The 21329-nt window shown below is 62.9% G+C and carries 18 protein-coding genes; 13 read left to right on the top strand and 5 right to left on the bottom strand.

Annotation, left to right across the window (positions count from 1 at the left end; all coding sequences use genetic code 11):
• The first annotated feature begins 10 nt into the window (after positions 1-10).
• The 9 genes from accC (at position 11) to J3P96_RS24770 (ending at position 11877) form a co-directional block, all read left to right on the top strand.
• Complete coding sequence (gene accC, locus J3P96_RS24730) at positions 11-1369, top strand: acetyl-CoA carboxylase biotin carboxylase subunit (RefSeq protein ID WP_007971365.1); 1359 nt, start codon at positions 11-13, stop codon at positions 1367-1369.
• Between the two features lie 152 nt (positions 1370-1521).
• Entirely contained in the window at positions 1522-2400 is an 879-nt protein-coding gene (gene prmA, locus J3P96_RS24735) for a 50S ribosomal protein L11 methyltransferase (RefSeq protein WP_434653772.1), read from the top strand.
• A 30-nt stretch (positions 2401-2430) separates the two neighbouring features.
• The gene (locus J3P96_RS24740) at positions 2431-3660 is read left to right on the top strand and encodes a DUF3426 domain-containing protein (RefSeq protein WP_434653773.1); all 1230 of its coding nucleotides are present in this window, start codon (positions 2431-2433) and stop codon (positions 3658-3660) included.
• Between the two features lie 184 nt (positions 3661-3844).
• Positions 3845-4852 (top strand): tRNA dihydrouridine synthase DusB, encoded by a 1008-nt coding sequence (dusB, locus tag J3P96_RS24745; protein ID WP_434569938.1) that lies wholly within the window; start codon positions 3845-3847, stop codon positions 4850-4852.
• Positions 4849-5169: a DNA-binding transcriptional regulator Fis gene (gene fis / locus J3P96_RS24750; protein WP_025211617.1), complete on the top strand. Its 321-nt coding sequence runs from the start codon at positions 4849-4851 to the stop codon at positions 5167-5169. The genes dusB and fis overlap by 4 nt, the downstream gene beginning before the upstream one ends.
• An 83-nt stretch (positions 5170-5252) precedes the next feature.
• Entirely contained in the window at positions 5253-6860 is a 1608-nt protein-coding gene (gene purH / locus J3P96_RS24755) for a bifunctional phosphoribosylaminoimidazolecarboxamide formyltransferase/IMP cyclohydrolase (protein ID WP_434653774.1), read from the top strand.
• Positions 6861-7048: 188 nt separating this feature from the next.
• On the top strand, positions 7049-8344 hold the full coding sequence (gene purD, locus J3P96_RS24760) for a phosphoribosylamine--glycine ligase (protein WP_434653775.1): 1296 nt from the start codon (positions 7049-7051) through the stop codon (positions 8342-8344).
• A 99-nt stretch (positions 8345-8443) separates the two neighbouring features.
• The gene (locus J3P96_RS24765; protein WP_434653776.1) at positions 8444-11218 is read left to right on the top strand and encodes a response regulator; all 2775 of its coding nucleotides are present in this window, start codon (positions 8444-8446) and stop codon (positions 11216-11218) included.
• Between the two features lie 62 nt (positions 11219-11280).
• Positions 11281-11877: a MarC family protein gene (locus J3P96_RS24770; RefSeq protein WP_039593516.1), complete on the top strand. Its 597-nt coding sequence runs from the start codon at positions 11281-11283 to the stop codon at positions 11875-11877.
• Between the two features lie 4 nt (positions 11878-11881).
• Here the strand turns inward: J3P96_RS24770 and J3P96_RS24775 are convergent, their stop codons facing one another.
• Positions 11882-12703 carry a hypothetical protein gene (locus J3P96_RS24775; RefSeq protein WP_434653777.1) on the bottom strand — a complete coding sequence of 274 codons (822 nt, stop codon included), beginning with the start codon at positions 12701-12703 and terminating at the stop codon, positions 11882-11884.
• 22 nt (positions 12704-12725) lie between these two features.
• Between J3P96_RS24775 and J3P96_RS24780 the strand changes: the two genes are divergently transcribed.
• Positions 12726-13580, top strand: a complete 855-nt coding sequence (locus J3P96_RS24780; protein ID WP_434653778.1) for a hypothetical protein — start codon at positions 12726-12728, stop codon at positions 13578-13580.
• Between the two features lie 23 nt (positions 13581-13603).
• Here the strand turns inward: J3P96_RS24780 and cobJ are convergent, their stop codons facing one another.
• Genes cobJ through cobG form a run of 4 tightly spaced genes read right to left on the bottom strand, consistent with a single transcriptional unit; the run spans position 13604 to position 18036 of the window.
• Positions 13604-15301: a precorrin-3B C(17)-methyltransferase gene (cobJ, locus tag J3P96_RS24785; RefSeq protein ID WP_434653779.1), complete on the bottom strand. Its 1698-nt coding sequence runs from the start codon at positions 15299-15301 to the stop codon at positions 13604-13606.
• On the bottom strand, positions 15298-16029 hold the full coding sequence (locus J3P96_RS24790) for a precorrin-2 C(20)-methyltransferase (RefSeq protein ID WP_305501368.1): 732 nt from the start codon (positions 16027-16029) through the stop codon (positions 15298-15300). Before J3P96_RS24790 ends, cobJ begins: the two co-directional genes overlap by 4 nt.
• Positions 16029-16655, bottom strand: coding sequence for a precorrin-8X methylmutase (locus J3P96_RS24795; protein WP_434569945.1), 627 nt, complete (start codon positions 16653-16655; stop codon positions 16029-16031). Before J3P96_RS24795 ends, J3P96_RS24790 begins: the two co-directional genes overlap by 1 nt.
• Entirely contained in the window at positions 16648-18036 is a 1389-nt protein-coding gene (gene cobG, locus J3P96_RS24800; protein ID WP_434653780.1) for a precorrin-3B synthase, read from the bottom strand. The genes J3P96_RS24795 and cobG overlap by 8 nt, the downstream gene beginning before the upstream one ends.
• Before the next feature lie 254 nt (positions 18037-18290).
• On the opposite strand from cobG, the gene cbiE reads away from it, so the two are divergent.
• The 3 genes from cbiE to J3P96_RS24815 are packed head-to-tail and all read left to right on the top strand — an operon-like array spanning position 18291 to position 21314.
• Positions 18291-19502: a precorrin-6y C5,15-methyltransferase (decarboxylating) subunit CbiE gene (gene cbiE / locus J3P96_RS24805; protein WP_434653781.1), complete on the top strand. Its 1212-nt coding sequence runs from the start codon at positions 18291-18293 to the stop codon at positions 19500-19502.
• Positions 19495-20592, top strand: coding sequence for a cobalt-precorrin-5B (C(1))-methyltransferase (locus tag J3P96_RS24810; protein ID WP_434653782.1), 1098 nt, complete (start codon positions 19495-19497; stop codon positions 20590-20592). The genes cbiE and J3P96_RS24810 overlap by 8 nt, the downstream gene beginning before the upstream one ends.
• Complete coding sequence (locus J3P96_RS24815) at positions 20589-21314, top strand: cobalt-precorrin-6A reductase (protein ID WP_434626321.1); 726 nt, start codon at positions 20589-20591, stop codon at positions 21312-21314. The genes J3P96_RS24810 and J3P96_RS24815 overlap by 4 nt, the downstream gene beginning before the upstream one ends.
• The last annotated feature ends 15 nt before the right edge of the window (positions 21315-21329 follow it).

Consider the following 21329-nt stretch of genomic DNA (forward strand, 5'->3'; position numbering starts at 1 on the left):
AGAGCCTTTGATGACTGCGAAGTTGGAAAAAGTTCTGATCGCTAACCGCGGTGAGATCGCCCTGCGGATTCTGCGTGCCTGCAAAGAGATGGGCATCAAGACCGTCGCCGTTTACTCCAAGGCCGACAAAGAACTGATGCACCTGGGCCTGGCGGATGAATCCGTCTGCATCGGTCCGGCGTCGGCTGCGCACTCCTACCTGCACATCCCGGCGATCATCGCCGCCGCCGAAGTGACCGGCGCTACCGCCATTCACCCTGGCTACGGTTTCCTCGCGGAAAACGCCGACTTCGCCGAACAGGTGGAAAACTCCGGTTTTGCCTTCATCGGTCCGAAAGCCGAAACCATTCGCCTGATGGGCGACAAGGTTTCGGCCAAGCACGCCATGATCGCTGCAGGCGTGCCAACCGTTCCGGGCTCCGACGGCCCGCTGCCTGAAGACGAAGAAACCGCTCTGCGCATCGGTCGCGAAGTCGGCTATCCGGTGATCATCAAGGCCGCTGGCGGCGGTGGTGGTCGCGGCATGCGTGTGGTGCACAAGGAAGAAGACCTGATTTCCTCGGCAAAGCTGACCCGCTCCGAAGCAGGCGCGGCGTTCGGCAACCCGATGGTCTATCTGGAAAAATTCCTCACCAACCCACGTCACGTCGAGGTCCAGGTACTGTCCGACGGCCAAGGCCAGGCGATTCATCTCGGCGACCGCGATTGCTCGCTGCAGCGTCGTCACCAGAAGGTCCTCGAAGAAGCGCCGGCACCAGGCATCGACGAGCAGGCTCGCCAGGAAGTCCTGGCCCGCTGCGTCAAGGCCTGCATCGATATCGGTTACCGCGGCGCGGGTACTTTCGAGTTCCTGTATGAGAACGGTCGTTTCTACTTCATCGAAATGAACACCCGCGTTCAGGTGGAGCATCCGGTTTCGGAAATGGTCACCGGTATCGACATCGTCAAGGAGATGCTCAGCATCGCCGCTGGCAACAAGCTGTCGTTCACTCAGGATGACGTGGTCATCCGCGGTCACGCGCTGGAATGCCGGATCAATGCCGAAGACCCGAAAACCTTCATGCCAAGCCCTGGCACGGTCAAGCATTTCCATGCCCCGGGCGGCAACGGCGTTCGCGTCGATTCGCACCTGTACAGCGGTTATGCCGTTCCGCCGAACTACGACTCGTTGATCGGCAAGCTGATCACTTACGGGGCAACCCGCGACGAAGCCATGGCGCGCATGCGCAATGCGCTGGACGAGATCGTCGTGGATGGGATCAAAACCAACATCCCGCTGCACCGCGACCTCACCCGCGACGAAGGCTTCTGCAAAGGGGGCGTGAACATTCACTACCTCGAGCACAAGCTTGCTGGCGAGAAGCACTAAGCTTCAACCCGCACCAGACAAAGCCGCCTTCGGGCGGCTTTGTCGTTCCTGCAGGTTTCGCAAACCCTCCCACAAAAGCTTTGCGCTCGCGTAAACTTGCGCGCTTCGCTGGCCGCTAGGCTGCAATCATCATTTTTCCAAAGGTGCCCGCCATGCCTTGGCTGCAAGTACGTCTGGCCATCAGCCCGGAACAAGCCGAAACCTATGAAGACGCCTTTCTTGAAGTTGGCGCCGTTTCGGTCACCTTCATGGATGCCGAAGACCAGCCGATCTTCGAGCCGGAACTCAACACCACCCCGCTGTGGTCTCACACCCACCTGCTGGCCCTGTTCGAGGGTGGCACCGAAGCCACCAGCGTGCTTGCTCACCTGGAGCTGCTGACCGGCGGCCCGCTACCCGATCACCACAGCGAAGTGATCGAGGACCAGGATTGGGAACGCAGCTGGATGGACAACTTCCAGCCGATGCGCTTCGGCCAGCGCTTGTGGATCGTGCCGAGCTGGCATGCCGCACCGGAGCCGGACGCGGTCAACCTGCTGCTGGACCCGGGCCTGGCGTTCGGCACCGGCACCCACCCGACTACCGCGCTGTGCCTGGAGTGGCTCGACGGCCAGGACCTGAAGGACTGCCACGTACTGGATTTCGGCTGCGGGTCGGGGATCCTGGCCATTGCCGCGCTGCTGCTGGGCGCCAAGGAAGCGGTCGGCACCGATATTGATGTCCAGGCCTTGGAAGCGTCCCGCGACAACGCCGGTCGCAACAACATTGCCGAAGCACTTTTCCCGCTGTATCTGCCCCAAGACCTGCCCCAAGTACAGGCCGACGTACTGGTGGCCAACATCCTCGCCGGCCCGCTGGTGTCGCTGGCACCGCAGCTGTCCAGCCTGGTCAAGCCGGGCGGACGCCTGGCGCTGTCGGGCATCCTGGCGGAACAGGGCGAAGAAGTCGCCGCCGCCTACGCCGGGGATTTCGACCTGGACCCGATTGCCAATCGCGATGGCTGGGTGCGCATCACTGGACGTCGGCGCTAGAATGGCCGCCTGTATCGACCGGATTGCCGCATGACCGACAGCTTCGTCACCCAGTGCCCGCATTGCCACACCAGTTTTCGTGTCAGCCATGCTCAATTGAGCGTGGCACGCGGGGTGGTTCGCTGCGGCTCGTGCCTGCAGGTGTTCAACGCCGCGCGACAATTGCTCGAGCAGCGCACGGCCAAGACCGTTGCGCCCCCACTCGCGCCTCTCGCCGCACCAGCCGTCGATACACCGCCGCCCCGCGCCATCAGCCAGAAACAATGGAGCGCCGCCGAGCTCGACCTCGATGACCTGGACAAGGAGCTGGCGCGTCTGGAGCGCCTCGAAAAGCGCGCCCCGGACAGCTTTGGCCGGCGTCGCGAAGACAACCTGAGCGCCCAGCGCGAGCAACTTCCGCAGGAGCAGGAAGCCTGGTCCGACAGCCTCTACAGCGAAGCCCCCGACGAGCGCGCCGAAGGCGCTCTGCAAATGCCGGTCGAGCCGTTCGAGCCTCATGAGCCCGCCCGGCCGCCACGGACCGAACCTTCCTTGTCCCTGGCCCTTGAGCCCCTGGAGCCGGACGACGAACCCGTCGCCCCGCTCAGCCTCATGCCGGACGACGAGCCGCACGAACACCTTGAGCGCCTGTCCGCCACCGACGACCTGGATGACGAGCCGGAGCCTGCGGCAACGCCGCGCAAGAAGCGCGAGCGCCATGAGCCGGGGATACGCGCCGAAGCCCTGCAGGACCTGGACGATGATCCATTGCAACTGGACTGGCGCAAACGCCGCTCGCCCTGGGGCCGTCGCCTGCTCTGGAGCCTGTTGATATTGCTCGGCGCGGCAGCGCTGGCCGGCCAGTACATCGCCTACCATTTCGAAGAACTGGCCCGCCAGGACCAGTACCGTCCATGGTTCCTGCAAATCTGCCCGGTCATCGGCTGCGATGTCCCGTCCAAGGTCGACATCGCCAAGATCAAGAGCAGCAACCTGGTGGTGCGCAGCCATCCGGAATTCAGCGGCGCCCTGGTGGTGGATGCGATCATCTACAATCGCGCGCCCTTCTCCCAGCCCTTCCCGCTGCTGGAGTTGCGTTTTGCCGACCTCAACGGTCACCTGATCGCCAGCCGTCGCTTCAAGCCAGGCGAGTACCTGGGCGGCGATCTCGAAGGCCGGGGGGAAATGCCGCCGCAGACACCGATCCATATCGCCCTGGATATCCTCGATCCAGGGCCGAAAGCGGTGAACTACAGCCTGAGCTTTCATTCACCCGAATGAAGCCGCCAGGGCCGATTGATTGACGGCAGCTTTCTGACTCGACCCACCCAGACCAAACCGCTGGCGATAACAAAATAGCTGTTCAGATTTTATCCAATTCGACCTTTATCCAGTCATCGAGAGCGGGTATCATGCCAACCCTTTTTCGAAGTCTCATGATCCGGCCCCACTTCAGGGAAGTCCTATGTCGGCGGTACGCATCGGCCCATATACATTGCAGAACGGTCTGGTCCTCGCCCCGATGGCGGGCGTTACCGATCAGCCCTTTCGTCAGTTGTGCAAACGATTGGGCGCCGGTCTCGTGGTCTCGGAAATGGTCACCAGCGACATGAGTCTGTGGAACACCCGCAAATCGCGTCTGCGCATGATCCACGAAGGCGATCCCGAGCCCCGCTCGGTACAGATCGCCGGTGGCGACGCACAGATGCTGGCGGAGGCGGCCCGGGCGAACGTCGAGCTGGGGGCGCAGATCATTGACATCAACATGGGCTGCCCGGCGAAGAAGGTCTGTAACAAGGCCGCAGGCTCGGCGCTGTTGAAGGATGAAGCCCTGGTCACCGAGATCCTGCAGGCGGTTGTCGCCGCAGTCGATGTGCCGGTGACCCTGAAGATCCGCACCGGCTGGGACCGGGACAACAAGAACGGCCTGACGGTGGCGAAGATCGCCGAACAGGCAGGTATCACGGCGCTGGCGGTGCATGGCCGCACCCGTGCCGACCTGTACACCGGCGAAGCCGAGTACGACACCATTGCCGCGATCAAGCAGGCGGTGTCCATTCCGGTGTTTGCCAACGGCGATGTCGATTCGCCCGAAAAGGCCCGGTACGTGCTGGACGCGACCGGCGCCGACGGCCTGTTGATCGGCCGGGCCGCCCAGGGGCGGCCATGGATTTTTCGTGAGATCGAACATTTCCTGCGCACCGGTGAAAAGCTCGCTGCGCCGCAATTGTCCGAGGTGGAACGTATTCTGCTAGAGCATCTGGCCGCGCTGCACGCCTTCTATGGCGAAGTCATGGGCGTACGCATCGCTCGCAAGCATGTGGGCTGGTATCTCGCAACCCTGCCGGGCGCCAGGGAGTTTCGCGCCCGTTTCAATCGTTTGGATGGTACGCAAGCACAATGCGCCGACGTTCAGGCGTTTTTCGCCGAACGTTACAAGAGCCTGACAGGGGACGAAGGGGTGGCCGCATGACGATGATGACCGAGACTTTAGTGAGTGGAATAACACCCGTGAGCGACAACGTGAATTTGAAACAGCACCTCAACACGCCCAGCGAAGAAGGCCAGACCCTTCGCGGGAGCGTCGAGAAGGCGCTGCACAATTATTTCGCCCACCTTGAGGGCGCTGCCGTCACGGATGTGTACAACCTGGTGCTTTCCGAAGTCGAGGCGCCGCTGCTCGAGAGCGTGATGAACTACGTCAAGGGCAACCAGACCAAGGCCAGTGAGCTGCTGGGCCTGAACCGCGGCACCCTGCGCAAGAAACTCAAGCAGTACGATCTGCTGTAAGCATTCAATCAAACCAGAAAGGCGCCCGCGTAAAAAACGGTCGCCTTTTTTGCTGACTTCCCTTGCTTTTGATGGAAATTGAAATGACCGACCAGACCACCCGCCTGCCGATCCGCCGCGCCTTGATCAGCGTCTCCGACAAGACCGGGATCCTTGAATTCGCCCGCGAGCTGCAACAGCTGGGCGTCGAGATCCTCTCGACCGGCGGGACCTTCAAGTTGCTGCAGGACAACGGCGTCGCCGCGGTGGAAGTTGCGGACTACACCGGCTTCGCGGAAATGATGGACGGTCGGGTCAAGACCCTGCACCCGAAGATCCACGGCGGGATCCTCGGTCGTCGCGGCATCGATGACGCCATCATGAACGAACACGGCATCAAGCCGATCGATCTGGTGGCGGTCAACCTCTACCCGTTCGAAGCAACCATCAACAAGCCCGGCTGCGACCTGCCGACCGCCATCGAGAACATCGACATCGGTGGCCCGACCATGGTCCGCTCGGCGGCCAAGAACCATAAGGACGTGGCCATTGTCGTCAATGCCAGCGACTACGCCGGCGTCCTGGAAAACCTCAAGGCCGGTGGCCTGACGTACGCCCAGCGCTTCGATCTGATGCTCAAGGCCTTCGAACACACCGCCGCCTACGATGGCATGATCGCCAACTACATGGGCACCGTGAACCAGGCGGCCGAGACCCTGAGCACCGAAGGCCGCAGCGAATTCCCGCGCACCTTCAACACCCAGTTCGTCAAGGCCCAGGAAATGCGCTACGGCGAGAACCCGCACCAGAGCGCGGCGTTCTACGTGGAAGCCAAGCCAGCCGAAGTCGGCATCGCCACCGCGACCCAATTGCAGGGCAAGGAACTGTCGTTCAACAACGTGGCCGACACCGACGCCGCGCTGGAATGCGTGAAAAGCTTCGTCAAGCCAGCCTGCGTGATCGTCAAGCACGCCAACCCATGCGGCGTCGCGGTAAGCCCGGACGCCGAGGGCGGCATCCGCCAGGCCTACGAACTGGCCTACGCCACCGATACCGAGTCGGCCTTCGGCGGCATCATCGCCTTCAACCGCGAGCTGGACGCCGAGACCGCCAAGGCCATCGTCGAGCGCCAGTTCGTCGAAGTGATCATTGCCCCTTCCGTCAGCGAAGAAGCCCGCGCCATTGTTGCCGCCAAGGCCAACGTTCGCCTGCTGGCCTGTGGTCAGTGGTCGGCCGACCGCGCGCCAGCCTGGGACTACAAGCGCGTCAATGGCGGCCTGCTGGTCCAGAGCCGCGATATCGGCATGATCGGCAGCGAGGACCTCAAGGTCGTGACCCAGCGCGCGCCGAGCGAGCAGGAAATCAACGACCTGATCTTCGCCTGGAAAGTCGCCAAGTACGTCAAGTCCAACGCCATCGTCTACGCCAAGAACCGCCAGACCATCGGTGTCGGCGCCGGCCAGATGAGCCGCGTCAACTCGGCTCGCATCGCTGCGATCAAGGCTGAGCACGCCGGTTTGCAGGTTCAGGGCGCCGTCATGGCCTCCGATGCGTTCTTCCCGTTCCGCGATGGCATCGACAACGCGGCCAAGGTCGGCATCACGGCGGTTATCCAGCCGGGTGGTTCGATGCGTGACGCTGAAGTGATTGCCGCGGCTGACGAAGCCGGGATCGCGATGGTCTTCACGGGCATGCGCCACTTCCGTCACTAACAAGACAACGGCCGCACTGAAGCCGATATCTGCTGCGTTGGAGCCGACCTCGATGATGCTCATTGCCAAAAGGCAACTCCGCTCATCGAAGTCGACTCCGCCTTGCATCTACCGACTTCATTGCGACCTCCTACGGCGCAAAATGCCTTAGGTTCCGAACAGAATCAGCGTCATCCGAGGTTTTTGAAATGAATGTTTTGATCATTGGCAGCGGTGGCCGTGAACACGCCCTGGCCTGGAAAGTGGCCCAGGATCCCCGTGTGCAGAAGGTTTTCGTGGCCCCGGGCAATGCCGGCACCGCCATCGAAGCCAAGTGCGAAAACGTTGCCATCGACGTGCTGGCCCTGGAACAACTGGCCGACTTCGCCGAAAAGAACGTCTCGCTGACTATCGTCGGCCCGGAAGTGCCGCTGGTCGCTGGCGTGGTCGGTCTGTTCCGCTCTCGCGGCCTGGACTGCTTCGGCCCGACCGCCGGGGCCGCGCAGCTGGAAGGTTCGAAAGCGTTTACCAAGGATTTCCTGGCGCGTCACAAGATCCCGACCGCCGACTACCAGAACTTCACCGAAATCGAACCGGCACTGGCTTACCTGCGCGAAAAAGGCGCACCGATCGTGATCAAGGCCGACGGCCTGGCCGCCGGCAAAGGCGTGATCGTTGCCATGACCCTGGCCGAAGCCGAAGATGCCGTGCGTGACATGCTCGCCGGCAACGCCTTTGGTGACGCCGGATCGCGGGTTGTCATCGAAGAATTCCTCGATGGCGAGGAAGCCAGTTTCATCGTCATGGTCGACGGCAAGAATGTCTTGCCGATGGCCACCAGCCAGGACCACAAACGTGTCGGCGACGGCGACAGCGGCCCGAACACCGGCGGCATGGGCGCCTACTCCCCCGCCCCGGTAGTCACCGCCGAGGTACACCAGCGCGTGATGGACCAGGTGATCTGGCCGACCGTGCGCGGCATGGCCGAGGAAGGCAACGTCTACACCGGTTTCCTCTACGCTGGCCTGATGATCGACAAGGCAGGCAACCCGAAAGTCATCGAATTCAACTGCCGTTTCGGCGATCCTGAGACCCAGCCGGTGATGCTGCGCCTGCAATCGAGCCTGGTGCTGCTGGTCGAAGCGGCCCTGGCCCAGGCGCTGGACAAGGTTGAAGCCCAATGGGATCCGCGTCCAAGCGTTGGCGTAGTGTTGGCGGCGGGTGGATATCCAGGCGACTATGCCAAGGGCAGCGCCATCAAGGGCCTGGACGCCGCCGCGCAATTGGAAGGCAAGGTGTTCCACGCTGGCACGGCATTGAAGGATGGACAGGTGGTCACCGCCGGTGGTCGCGTGCTTTGCGCCACGGCCATGGGCGCCAGTGTCGATGCGGCCCAGCAGCAGGCCTACCGGCTTGCCGCGCAGATTGATTGGGAAGGTTGCTTCTACCGCAACGACATTGGCTACCGAGCCATTGCCCGTGAGCGTGGCGAAAACCAGGAATAACCCGGCCGTTCAGCCAGGCAGAGGGCCATGGCCCTTGCCTGGCTGCCGGGGCGCCGCGCATAGTTATAATCTGGCATCAACCTATGAAGGGATTTCGCCGTGCGCTGGCTCAGGATTGCCATAGGCTTCACCGTTACCCTGCTGACGCTGCTCTGCATGTTCCCGGCCCAGGCCGCGCCAGGCAGTGGCTGGGCGATATTGCTCGACGAACAAGGTAACCTGAAGCTGAGCGACATCCGCTCTGCCCGCTACACCAATCAATTCAGCCCGATAGACCTGGACCACCTCAAGGCGGCCGAACCCGGCGGAGCGTTATGGCTGCGTTTCCGGCTGGCGCCTGACCGGCATGAACAGATTCTGCGCATCTTTGCCCCAGACCTGTCGCGCCTGAATCTTTATGTGCTGGACGGCGATACGCTGATTGATCAACAGATCAGTGGCAATGCCTCGCCAGATACCGGACAGTCCGCTCCCAGCAGTGACCTCATGCTGGCACTGCCGCGCAACGACAAGCCCCTCGACGTCTACCTGCGATTGGCCTCACGGTACGAACTGCGCCCCTACGTCACATTGCAACCGGCCATAACGGCGGCGGCCAACCAGAACCAGACGCTGATCTACGGCCTGCTGTTCGGCTGCATCGCCATGTTGATCCTGCACAACCTCACCCGTTACGCCTATACCCGCTCGCGCAGTTGCCTGTGGCTGGCAGCCTGTGAAGGGTTGCTGATGCTCAGCCTGATCCTGTTGCTGAACCTGGCCGGGGCCTGGCTGCCTGACTGGCCGGCGATCCAGACGCCGGGAGCGTACCTGGCGCTGTTGCTGACTGCGCCCTGCGGCTTGATGTTCGCTTTTCGTTTCTTCGCGCCGCTGGGCGAGCATCCGCTGAACCGGCTGCTGGTGGGGGAAATCGTCTTCATCGTGCTATGCAGCCTGCTGCTGTTGTTCGTCAACACGCTGCCGCTCAACATCATCACCTATGCACTGGTGGCGCTGGCCGGGCTGAGCATGTTGTTCGTCAGCGCCTGGCACTGGCAGAAAGGCTACCGCCCGGCACGCCTGTTCGTCGCCGCCATGGTGGTGTTCAACCTCGGCACGCTGATCATCCTCCCGGCCTTGCAAGGGCTGACGGAAGTCGCGCCGCAAGGCCTGATCGTCACGCTGCTGGTCTTCATCTGCATCAGCGGCCTGTTGATGAGCGTCGCGCTGGGCGAACGCCAGCGGTCGATCAACGAGAGCCGCTTCAGCATCAGCCGCGACCTGGCGGCAAGCAACGCCGAAATCAACGCCAAGGCCGAGTTCCTGGCCAAGATCAGTCATGAGATCCGCACCCCCATGAACGGCGTGCTGGGCATGACCGAGTTGCTGCTGGGCACGCCATTGTCGGTCAAGCAGCGTGACTACGTGCAGACGATCCACAGCGCCGGTAACGAACTGCTCACACTGATCAACGAAATTCTCGATATATCCCGTCTCGAATCGGGCCAGATCGAGCTGGACGATGTGCAATTCGACCTGAATGCGCTGATCGAGGACTGCTTGAGTATCTTCCGCGCCAAGGCTGAACAGCAGAATGTCGAGCTGATCAGTTTTATCCAGCCCCAGGTGCCACGCGTCATCAGTGGTGATCCGACGCGGCTGCGCCAGGCCCTGCTGAGCCTGCTGGAAAATGCCCTGAAGAAAACCGACGAGGGCGAAGTGCTGATCGTCGTCGCCCTTGATGAACGCAGCAACCAGCCACGCCTGCGTATCGCGGTGCAGGACAGCGGTTCACCCATGGACGCCGAGGAGCGCGACACGCTGATGCACGCCGAGCTGCACAGCAAGAATTTTCTCTCCGCCACGCGGCTGGGGGGCAACCTGGGCCTGGTCATCGCCCGCCAGTTGATCATGCTGATGCATGGCGAGTTCGGCATCAAGAGTGGAAGCAGCCAGGGCAGCACCTTGTGGCTGACCTTGCCACTGGACCCTGACCGCCTCGAACACCCGACTTCCGATCTCGACAGCCCGCTGCAAGGGGCGCGGGTATTGGTCGTCGACGACAACGACACCTGCCGCAAGGTGTTGGTCCAGCAATGCAGCGCCTGGGGCCTGAACGTCAGCGCGGTGCCATCGGGCAAGGAAGCCCTGGCGCTGCTGCGCACCAAGGCGCACCTGCGTGATTATTTCGACGTGGTGCTGCTGGACCAGAACATGCCCGGCATGACCGGCATGCAATTGGCGGCCAAGATCAAGGAAGACCCGAGCCTGAACCACGACATCCTGTTGATCATGCTCACCGGCATCAGCAACGCGCCGAGCAAGATCGTGGCGCGCAACAGCGGCGTCAAGCGCATCCTCGCCAAACCGGTGGCCGGTTATACGCTCAAGACCACCCTGGCGGACGAACTCAACCAGCGCAACAAAGGCCAGGCCCCGACTGCACCGGTGAATGCCGGCCCTCTGCTGCCGGTGAAAGTGCCCAGCGACTTTCGTATTCTGGTAGCCGAAGACAACAGCATTTCCACCAAAGTCATCCGCGGCATGCTCGGCAAGCTCAACCTGCAACCCGACACCGCCAGCAACGGCGAAGAAGCCCTCAAGGCCATGAAGGAGCAGCGCTACGACCTGGTCCTGATGGATTGCGAAATGCCGATACTCGACGGCTTCTCCGCCACCCAGCAGTTACGCGCCTGGGAAGTCGGCAACCAACGGACCCGCACCCCGGTGGTCGCGCTGACGGCGCATATCCTGGCCGAACACAAGGAACGCGCGCGCCAGGCCGGGATGGACGGACATATGGCCAAGCCGGTGGAGCTGTCGCAGTTGCGCGAGCTGATCGAGCATTGGGTGGCCCAGCGTGATCAGCAGAACCGTACGGCGCAGACATCCTGAGCCGACAGGCACCAAAACCCCTGATAGACTCCCGTCGTCCTCCTCCGCCTTGAGCCTCGACCATGCTCCATGTGCTGTTCAGCGTTTACCTGAAAATGCTGGTGCTTTATAGCCCGTTCTTCGTGCTGTCGTGTTTTATCAGCCTGACCCGCGGCTATTCGCGCAAGGAGCAACGTCGGCTGGCCTGGAAGGTCGCGACCGCGACGCTGGTATCCAGCGTATTGCTCTATCTGTTCGGGCGGGTCATCTTCAGCGTGTTCGGCATCACCGTGGATGCATTCCGTATCGGCGCCGGCAGCGTGCTGTTCATTTCGGCGCTGGGCATGGCCCAGGGCAAATCGGCGGTACAGACCGACAATGTCCAGCAGGACGTGACTATCGTCCCGCTGACCATTCCGTTGACTGTCGGCCCCGGCACCATCGGTGCCCTGCTGGTGATGGGCGTAAGCCAGCCGCACTGGGACGACAAGCTCATGGCGATCATCAGCATCGCCCTGGCCAGCTTCACCGTTGGCGTCGTGCTTTACCTGTCCAGCCGCATCGAACGGATCCTCGGCGACCAAGGGCTGCAGATCGTCAGCCGCCTGATGGGGCTGTTTGTCTGCGCGCTGGCGGCGCAGATCATTTTTACTGGAGTAAAAGGGTATCTGGCCCCGTAGCCATTTACCCGCGCTTGCGACGGCTGAACCTTTTGCTCAATGCTTCTTTGCGATACTCACCCAGGTATTTCTCGATTTCCTGCCTGAACGTTTCATAACGGGCCGGGTTGAAGGTCACGAACGATTTACCACGGAAAAATTCCCGCGCCGAGGCCCGCCAGTTTACGAATAGAACACCGCCTTCATTCGAAGAGCCGGAGTGTTTTATCGACGCGGCAGAAGCAATCAGGAGACCGTTGGAAAGCTGCTCACAAGGGATGACTGACAAGCGCGCGCCATCAAAAGTCTTCGCCTGGCTGTGGAAGAGGTTGATGGTCTTGTCGTCCTGCTTCAAACCATCGATCGTGGTATCCACCACGGCCCCAAGCACCGTCGCTGCCGGGAAACCGGCCTTCACTCCATCAATGATTCCTTTGACGATATCCTTGATCACCAGGTCCAGGTCTACCCGCACAGAACTTTCGGAATAACGGGTATAGCCACTGTCGGGCACGAAACACCCTAGAGACTCCAGGCACTGTATGAACTCCTCATACCACTCACGCGTATTCCTGCCATCGGGAAAGCTGGCGTTTGCTTCGAGGATCGCCATGCTCATCAGGTTTTCCATGATTGTCATATTTTCGAGGGTCATGTTATTGCCATAACCCACCAGCGCGTCGCCCAGCATCAGCGCATCGAGTTCCTTGGTCGGGTTGACCTGCGAGGGCACAACGGATCTGCGTACACGCCGCCCGGCCGGAACCGATGACTTGCGCCTGTCGATACGCGCATTAATAAACTCGATAGTTTCTGCGACGCTGATTTTACTTTCAGACAGTTCCATACAATCTTCCTTGGTTATTTGAGTGACCGCTCCTGCGGACAGTGTCGAATCTAGTGACTTTTCAAACCAACAACAAATGCCAAACAATTACAACATGTTCGGGGCGCCTACCAGCCCCCCTGAAAACATCCGGTTTCCAAACAACAAGCCCCGCCACTTGAAGTTCGAATCCGTTGTTGTATTTATAAATACAACACTCAACTATACGGATAAAAAAATGGTCAATAAAACACTCACCGGCCTCATAACGGGCCCCAGCCTTTTTTCATACATCGAGACACTCTCCCTGTCAGAGCATGACGATATTGCCGATTGTAATAACTTCGCCATCCTCTTGGCTGACGAAAAATACAACCGTTATTACGATCCGGAGCGTTGGCTTGCACAGTATATCGGTGTGTTGAAGGCTCTCGGCTGGTCAATCTATCAGGACGCAATATTTACCAGAACACAACATATCCTCACGGGCTCTGTGGCGGACTTTCTGGTCGAGAGCGCAAACGGGATGAGCGATAGCCGGCAAGGCAATGCCATGATCGACACGCTCGACAGCTTGAAAACCAACAGCCCGGCGCTGTTGTCCTTTGACCGGGAAAGCGGTTCAGGGGACAGTTTCCAAGTAGTTCCAGCCCGCTACGACGCGCGAGGCCTTCTCAATATTGCCGTTTTCAAACTTGAGCTGAACGCCTACATGAAGAGGACCAACTTCCTGTTCTGGACTTGGGAAAAACGCTCAGCCAGGATAGTCCAGCGAAAAGCCTACCTGAGGTTGAACAAGACGATACTCGACGGGCAGCGAGAATTGATAAACAGGCGATTGGAAAAAAAACGCATGGAGCGATTCGACCTCAGCCAGAACCGCCCCATGGACAATTAATCACCTGACACCCTGACGCTACTTCATGCCCCGGGCTTATCGCCGTACCAACGCGGCGTATACACCCAGTCGCCACCTTCGACGCGCGGAAATACGCAGGTGGTGGAGGAACCGATCAGCACCATGGTGCGCATGTCCACCTGGTCCGGGGCCAGTTGCCCCAGCGTGGTGACGCGCAGGGTCTGGCCCGGTCGGCCGATGTCCCGCCCCAGCACTACTGGAGTATCCGCCGCGCGGTGTTGTGCGACGATTTCCAGCGCTCGTCCCAGTTGCCACGGACGGGAGCGGGAGATCGGGTTGTAGAACGCCAGGGCCAGGTCCGCCTCGGCCGCCAGGTCCAGGCGTTTCTCGATGATCGACCACGGCTTGAGATTATCCGACAAGGACATCACGCAGAAATCATGACCCAGCGGCGCGCCGGCCTGGGCCGCCGTGGCCAGGGAGGCCGAGACGCCTGGGAGGATTTGCAGGTCGACATTATGCCAGTCGGCATCAGTCGACTCATGCAGCGCTTCCAGTACAGCGGCAGCCATGGCGAATACGCCAGGGTCACCGGATGACACCACCACCACTGACCGGCCCTGAGCCGCCAGTTCGAAGGCATGTCGGGCGCGCTGCATTTCTTCGCGGTTGTCGGTGCAATGCTGTACCTGGTCGGCCCGCAAAGGCCCGGCCATGCGCACGTAAGTCTCATAGCCGAGCACATCGTTGGCGCGGTCGAGTTCGGCACGCACGGCCGGGACCATCAACTCTGCCGCTCCAGGGCCAAGGCCGATCACCGCCAGACGTCCGCGCGCACGGCCAAGCTGCAGCGGGTCGACGGGCCGCTCAGCCACGGCGATGGCCACGCCGCCCATTGGTTGCAACGAAACCGGCAGGCCCAACGCATCACCCAACCATTGCTCGATGTCATCGCTGGCCCGCGCGAAGCGCAGCGGCACACCCAGCGCCAGCGCAGCGTGGTGCAACTCGGCGCGGGCCATGTCGCTGTCCGCCGCCAGCAGGCACGCCAGCGATTGCACGGCGAGGCCGGCTCGGTGCAGCGCGTCGCTGACCGCAGTCGACACGTCCGGCGTGCCGGCACTCACCGCGACCACCACGTTGCGCGGATAGATCCGCAATTCGTCCGGCGCGGGCACAGCCGCGGCGCTATCGATGCGTATCGCCAAACGTGCCTGTGCATCCTGGGGCAATTGCGCCTGGTCCAGCCACGGCGCCGCGCCTTCGACCCGCACCGGCTCGCCGGCGAGCAGGTCGGACACGAAGCGCTTGCCCTGCTCCAGGTCGCCGAGGCTGTAGCCGCTCGGTGGATTGAGCAGGCAGGTGCCAAAACGCAACTCGCCGCTGGTGGTGATCGCCGGGGCGACTTGCAGCGCTGTCGCGATTTCCCGGGCCATGACATTCACGCCGCCCAGACCGCCCAGCAGCGGCACCACGGCGCTGCCATCCTCGGCCACTGCCAGCACCGGCGGCTCGAGGCCTTTTTCCAGCAACAGCGGCGCGAGGGTGCGAATGACGATGCCCGCCGCGCACAGCGCAATGATCGGCGTGTCCTGTTGATAGAGTTCGCGCAACGTGGTGCCGAACTCAAGATATTGCCGATCGCCCTCGACCCGCCCGACGAGGCCATGGATCAGCGCATCGGGATAGCACTGCTGGATTCGTCGGGCCGTCGCGAGACTGCCCGGGCCGAGGATGACAATTGCCGCCGGTTTCCTCATCCCTGCCACCGCTCGCCCGGGACGATGATCAGCGAGAAGTACGGCGAAGACATCGGCTCGACTTCATCCAGCGGCACGATTTTCTGGTTGGCCATGGTCGCGCGCTCGACGTACAGCGCCCGCCCGTCCATGCCCAGTTCCTCAAGCACCTGCCGAACCTTGGGAAAATTGCGCCCCAGCTTCATGATCACCGCCGCATCGGCATCGGCCAGCCGACGCTTGAGATCGTCGTGGGGCAGGACGCCGGAGAGCACCGACAGGCTCTGGTTGCGATAGACCAGCGGGGCTCCCAGCACCGAGGCACCACCGAGCATCGAACACACGCCGGGAATGACCTCGGCCTCGTAGCGCTCGGCCAGGCGGTCGTGCAGGTACATGTAGGAGCCGTAGAAAAACGGATCGCCCTCGCAGATTACCGCCACGTCGCGACCGGCATCCAGGTGCACGGCCAGTTGCTCGGCGGCGGTGTCATAGAAGTCGGCGATTACCTCTTCATAGGACAACGGCGCCGGCAGCACTTCGGTAGTGACCGGGTAGACCAGTGGCAGCAAGGTCTGCGCGTCCTGCAGATGGGCCTCGATGATGCCGAAGGCGTTGCCTTTCTTGCCCTTGGCGACGAAGTACGCCACCACCGGCGATTCCCGTAGCAGGCGCAGGGCCTTGACCGTGATCAGTTCCGGGTCACCCGGCCCTACGCCGAGGCCGATCAAGCGTCCAGGCTGCTGCATCATTCAACCTCCGTGGCGAGAGCATTGACGGCGGCGGCGGCCATGGCGCTGCCGCCCAGGCGGCCTTGCATGATCACGAACGGCACGCCACGGCTGTCGGCCGCCAGCGCCGCCTTGGACTCGGCGGCGCCGACAAAACCCACCGGGAAGCCAAGGATCAGGGCCGGTTTCGGCGCGCCGGCATCGAGCATTTCCAGCAGATAGAACAGCGCGGTCGGTGCGTTGCCGATGACCACGACGCTACCTTCCAGGTGTGGACGCCACAGCTCCAGCGCGGCCGCCGAGCGAGTGTTGCCCAGCTCGCGGGCCAACGCTGGCACGCTGTCGTCGCGCAAGGTGCAAATCACCGGATTGTTGGCCGGCAGGCGCGCCCGGGTCACGCCCTCGGACACCATCCGCGCATCACACAGGATCGGCGCACCGGCCGCCAGTGCCTGGCGCCCCGCCGCGCCTGCGCCTGCGGAAAACTGCAGGCCATCGACCGCCTCGACCATGCCGCAGGCGTGGATCACCCGCACCGCGAGTTTTTCCAGATCGGCAGGAATGCGCGCCAGATTGGCCTCGGCGCGGATGATCGCGAAGGAGTTGCGATAGATCTCCTGACCGTCGCGGATGTAATCAAGCATCAAGGGGGCTCCGGGGATGAGCGTCGAGCCAGTGGCCGAGCGCTTCGATTGTCAGATTGTGTGCTTGCAGCGCGCCGAAACCCGGCAACGCGGCATCACGAAAATAGAGGTCATAACGACCGGGGGCGACCGCCAGCAACGTCGCCGGGGCGATGTGGGCCGCCGCGCACGATCGCTGGCAGCCGGACAGATGAATGCTCAAAGCCTGGCCCCGGCGTTGCAGCAGATCCGCCAACTGGCGGGCGTCGCCCTTGGTGTCAGCCAGGCCTTTGCCACAGCCACTGGAGCCGGTGCAGGCGATGAGTTGCGCCAGGGAGTGATCGAGCGAACACAACAGGCCCAGCGCGTCGAGCTGGGTCAACACGGCATCCGCATTTTCGCGGCGCACGTTGGGCAGCAACAGGCTTTGCCAGGGAGTGAAGCGAAGATTGCCGTCGCCCTTCTCCCGCGCCAACTGCGCCGCGCCGCGCAGCATGACCGTATCAAGCCGGCCGAGGGGCGCCGCCGCGCCGACATAGACCCGTTCGTCGTGCTGGGAATGAATACCGATGTGCAGGCCGCCGGGCGACGCACTCCGCCGCCAGTCAAGGCAAGGTTGCAGCGGCACGCGGCCGGCTAACCGGGTCATGAATTCATCCACGGCACATTCAGCCAGCAGTTGGCGCATGCGGTTCTGGTCCGGGCGGGCCAGTTCGAGAAACAGCTCCAGCACCGCGACCACCAGGGCATGCCCTTGGGCCAGGGGCACCTTGCCCGCCGGTGTGTCCAATGGCGAACCGGCCAAGCCAAAGGCAAGCCAGGGCTCGCCGTGCTGGACAAGCGCCGATAGCCACAGGTCATGGTGATGCTCGAGCATCGCCAAGGCTTCGCCACCGTCCAACTGCACGGCGAACTTGGCCGAGAGTTCGTGGAAGCGCTCATGGGTTTGCAGGGTGAAGAGGATCTGCGCGGCCAGCGGACGGGTGTCGAACAGCATCTGCCGGTCGAGCCCCGCCGAGGGGCTGAGCATCAGGTTGCGCACGTCATCGCCGGCCGCCTCGCGCGGGCCAAGCCCGGCGGCCAGCAACGGCTCGATCAACGCATCCGGCTCAGGGCCGATACCGCGGATCTGCAAGTTGCCGCGGTTGGTGGCCTCGATCACGCCCCCGGCGAACTGCTCGGCTACCCACGCGACGGTTTCGGCCTGATCCGCGTGGATGACGCCGCCATCGAGCTTGATTCGGCAGATTCCTCCGTCCAGTGCCTGGACGACACGCAGCAACCCCGGACAACCCGAGGGGCGAATGACGTTGGAAGATGGACGTTCGTTCAAGGCAGACCGGTAAATAGGAAACGCCGCAGCGGCGAAGGCCGCCATTATGCCTGCTTTGCTCGCGGTCATGAAAAGCTTGCCGGTCGGATTGCTGACAGCGAGCCCCGACTTCCGCACGCCTGTTATCCAAAACGGTGGGAGCGAGCCTGCTCGCGAACGCGGTCTGCCTGAACAGAAAATGTTGAGTGGACCGACGTCTTCGCGAGCAGGCTCGCTCCCACAGGGGATGGTTCACGTCAGACCCGTCGAGGCACGGTATGATGGCGACCCGGTTCGCGGCGGCAACAAGCCTGGCGATCAACCCATTTATTCGAGGAACAGAGATGACCCCCTGGCTGACCGTAGTGGGCATCGGTGAAGAGGGCTTCAAGGGCCTGGGCCGAACGGCTCGCCATGCATTGCTGCGGGCGTCGCGGATACTGGGCAGCGCCCGTCAGTTGGAACTGCTGCCGCTGTGTATCCGCGGCGAGCGGGAGCTGTGGCCCAGCCCGTTCTCCCTGGAACCGCTGCTGGCTCGACGGGGCGAGCCGGTGTGCGTGCTGGCCAGTGGTGATCCGATGTTCTATGGCGTCGGCGCCAGCCTGGCGAAACAGCTGCCGGCCGAGGAAATGCAGGTCGTCCCCGCGCCGTCCTCCTGCTCACTGGCGGCGGCGCGCATGGGCTGGCCGTTGCAGGACGCGGTCACGCTGTCGCTGGTGGCCCGCCCCCTGGCAGCGCTCAATGCGCACTTGTCCAGTGGCGTCAGGCTGTTGCTGCTGAGTAACGACCGCCACAGCCCCAGCGCCGTGGCGATGCTGCTGCGCGAGCGCGGATTCGGCCCGAGCGCCATGACCGTGCTGGAGCACTTGGGCGGTGCGGCAGAACGACGGATTGACGGTTGCGCTGCGCACTGGTCCGATGAGGCGGTCGCCGATCTGAACCTGATCGCCATCGAATGCCGGGCCGATCCGTCGACGCAGCGCCTGTCACGCCTGGCCGGCCTGCCGGACAGCGCTTTCGAGCATGACGGCCAGCTGACCAAGCGCGACGTGCGTGCCGTCACCCTGGCTCGCCTCGCCCCAACTCCCGGCGAGTTGCTCTGGGACGTCGGCGCCGGCAGCGGCTCGATCGGCATCGAATGGATGCGCGCCCACCCCAGTTGTCGAGCCCTGGCCATCGAAGCCGACGAAGGCCGCCAAGCCTTGATCGAACGCAACCGCGACACCCTTGGCGTGCCCGGCCTCCAATTGATTCGCGGCAGCGCCCCGCAGGCGCTGGAGAACCTGGAGCGTCCGGACGCGGTGTTCATCGGTGGCGGCGTCACCCGCGAAGGCGTGCTTGATGCCTGTTGGGCCCGGCTCAAGCCTGGCGGTCGGCTCGTCGCCAATGCCGTGGCCCTGCAAAGCGAGATGACACTGATGAGCTGGCGCGAACGCCACGGCGGTGAGCTGACCCGCATCCATGTCGCCCAGGCCCAGCCTTTGGGAGCATTCGATACCTGGCGTCAAGCCTTGCCAATCACCTTGCTGGACCTGACGAAACCTCTCGATGCGTGACGAAACCGCCGAGCAACCCGCCCCCCTGCGCAGCGGCCTGACCACCGGCAGCTGCGCCACGGCCACCAGCCTGGCGGCGGCGCGACTGCTGCTGTGCGGCACCGAGGCCGATGCCGTGGAAATCGTCCTGCCCAAGGGCAAGCAGGTGCAGATGCGCCTGGAGTTCTGCCGGCTGACCGAACAAGGTGCCGAGGCCGGAACGATCAAGGACGCTGGTGATGACCCGGACGTGACTCATGGCGCGCTGTTGTTTTCCCAGGTGCGCCTGATTGCCGAACCTGGCGTGCGTTTTGTTGCCGGTCGTGGCGTCGGCACGGTGACGCGACCGGGACTGGTCCTGGCTGTCGGTGAGCCAGCAATCAACCCGGTGCCGCGCAAAATGATCAACGATCACCTGGGTCGCCTGGCCGAGGAAAGTGGTTATGCCGGGGGGTTCGAAGTCACAGTCAATGTCGAGGGCGGCGAAGCCCTGGCGCTGAAAACCATGAATCCGCGACTCGGCATCCTCGGCGGTCTGTCGATCCTCGGCACCAGCGGCATCGTCCGGCCGTTTTCCTGCGCAGCCTACATAGCGTCGATCCATCAGGGCATCGACGTGGCGAAAACCAACGGCTACCTGCACATCGCTGCGTGCACCGGCAATGCCAGCGAAGACACCATGCGCCGGGTCTACAACCTGCCGGAAATCGCCCTGATCGAAATGGGCGACTTTGTCGGCGCCGTGCTCAAGCATGTGCGCAAGGTGCCGGTGGAAAAGCTCAGTCTTTGCGGCGGCTTCGGCAAGATCAGCAAACTCGCCGCCGGACATATGGACCTGCACAGCCGCCATTCAAGCATCGACCTGCCACAACTGGCCAAATGGGCGGCGGCAATCGGTGCCGATGAGAAGTTGCAGCACGACATTCGTCAAGCCAACACCAGCCAGCAAGCCCTCGCGATGGCCAGCGCCGTCGGCATCGCCCTCGGTGATGCCGTGTGCGAGCACGCCCTGGCCTTCGCTCGCAGCGTGGTCCCGGCCCAGGTCCAGGTCGAAGTCTTCGCCATCGACCGTCAGGGCGCAATCGTCGGCCACGCTGGAGCCTTTAAATGAAACGCATCCTGCTCCTCGGTGGCGTCACCGAGGCCCTGGCCATCGCTCGCACGCTCGGCCCCGAGCACATCTACAGCTTGGCGGGCATCGGTCGCGTCCCCACCGACCTGACCTGCCAGGTACGTGTCGGCGGCTACGGCGGCGCCGAAGGCCTGGCGCAATTCATTCGCGCCGAGGGCATCGACCTGCTATTGGACGCAACCCACCCCTACGCCGCGCAAATCAGCTACAACGCCGCCCGTGCCGCCCGCGCCTGCGCCATCCCCTGCTGGGCCCTGCGCCGTCCGGCCTGGCGCCCACGGGCCGGCGATGACTGGCGCGAAGTGGCCGACTGGGCCGAACTGATCCAGGCCTTGCAGCCTTTTCGCCGCCCCTTGTTCACGCTCGGCCGGGAGCCGCTGCAGCATCTGCATGAAATCCCCGCCGAACAGTTCTGGACGCTGCGAGCACTGGACGTTTACCCCGGCAACGGACGCTGCGAAGTCATCGGCGCCCGTGGGCCGTTTCACATTGACGGTGAACGCGAACTGTTCGAACGGCGACGAATCGATGTGCTGGTCAGCAAGAACAGCGGCAGCACGGCCACCGAGCCGAAGCTGGAGGTGGCCCGGGAGCGGGGGGTGCCGGTGCTGGTGTTGAAGCGGCCGGTGTTGGCGGGGGTGGATCGGGAGTTTTGGACGCTTGAAGCAACACTTGAGGCGTTGGCGCTTCCGAACGGATGAGACAAGATCGCTGCC

The sequence above is a fragment of the Pseudomonas sp. R3-56 genome, from assembly GCF_051132075.1.
GTDB lineage: Bacteria > Pseudomonadota > Gammaproteobacteria > Pseudomonadales > Pseudomonadaceae > Aquipseudomonas.

Bases quoted from the DNA above. Each gene is read 5' to 3' on its own strand.
- prmA (WP_434653772.1), top strand. From the start codon at position 1,522: ATGCCTTGGCTGCAAGTACGTCTGGCCATCAGCCCGGAACAAGCCGAA.
- J3P96_RS24795 (WP_434569945.1), bottom strand. From the start codon at position 16,655: ATGCTTGATTACATCCGCGACGGTCAGGAGATCTATCGCAACTCCTTC.
- J3P96_RS24775 (WP_434653777.1), bottom strand. From the start codon at position 12,703: ATGGAACTGTCTGAAAGTAAAATCAGCGTCGCAGAAACTATCGAGTTT.
- J3P96_RS24770 (WP_039593516.1), top strand. From the start codon at position 11,281: ATGCTCCATGTGCTGTTCAGCGTTTACCTGAAAATGCTGGTGCTTTAT.
- purH (WP_434653774.1), top strand. From the start codon at position 5,253: ATGACCGACCAGACCACCCGCCTGCCGATCCGCCGCGCCTTGATCAGC.
- cbiE (WP_434653781.1), top strand. From the start codon at position 18,291: ATGACCCCCTGGCTGACCGTAGTGGGCATCGGTGAAGAGGGCTTCAAG.
- J3P96_RS24790 (WP_305501368.1), bottom strand. From the start codon at position 16,029: ATGCAGCAGCCTGGACGCTTGATCGGCCTCGGCGTAGGGCCGGGTGAC.
- purD (WP_434653775.1), top strand. From the start codon at position 7,049: ATGAATGTTTTGATCATTGGCAGCGGTGGCCGTGAACACGCCCTGGCC.
- J3P96_RS24810 (WP_434653782.1), top strand. From the start codon at position 19,495: ATGCGTGACGAAACCGCCGAGCAACCCGCCCCCCTGCGCAGCGGCCTG.
- cobG (WP_434653780.1), bottom strand. From the start codon at position 18,036: ATGACCGCGAGCAAAGCAGGCATAATGGCGGCCTTCGCCGCTGCGGCG.
- J3P96_RS24740 (WP_434653773.1), top strand. From the start codon at position 2,431: ATGACCGACAGCTTCGTCACCCAGTGCCCGCATTGCCACACCAGTTTT.
- accC (WP_007971365.1), top strand. From the start codon at position 11: ATGACTGCGAAGTTGGAAAAAGTTCTGATCGCTAACCGCGGTGAGATC.
- fis (WP_025211617.1), top strand. From the start codon at position 4,849: ATGACGATGATGACCGAGACTTTAGTGAGTGGAATAACACCCGTGAGC.
- cobJ (WP_434653779.1), bottom strand. From the start codon at position 15,301: ATGAGGAAACCGGCGGCAATTGTCATCCTCGGCCCGGGCAGTCTCGCG.
- dusB (WP_434569938.1), top strand. From the start codon at position 3,845: ATGTCGGCGGTACGCATCGGCCCATATACATTGCAGAACGGTCTGGTC.
- J3P96_RS24815 (WP_434626321.1), top strand. From the start codon at position 20,589: ATGAAACGCATCCTGCTCCTCGGTGGCGTCACCGAGGCCCTGGCCATC.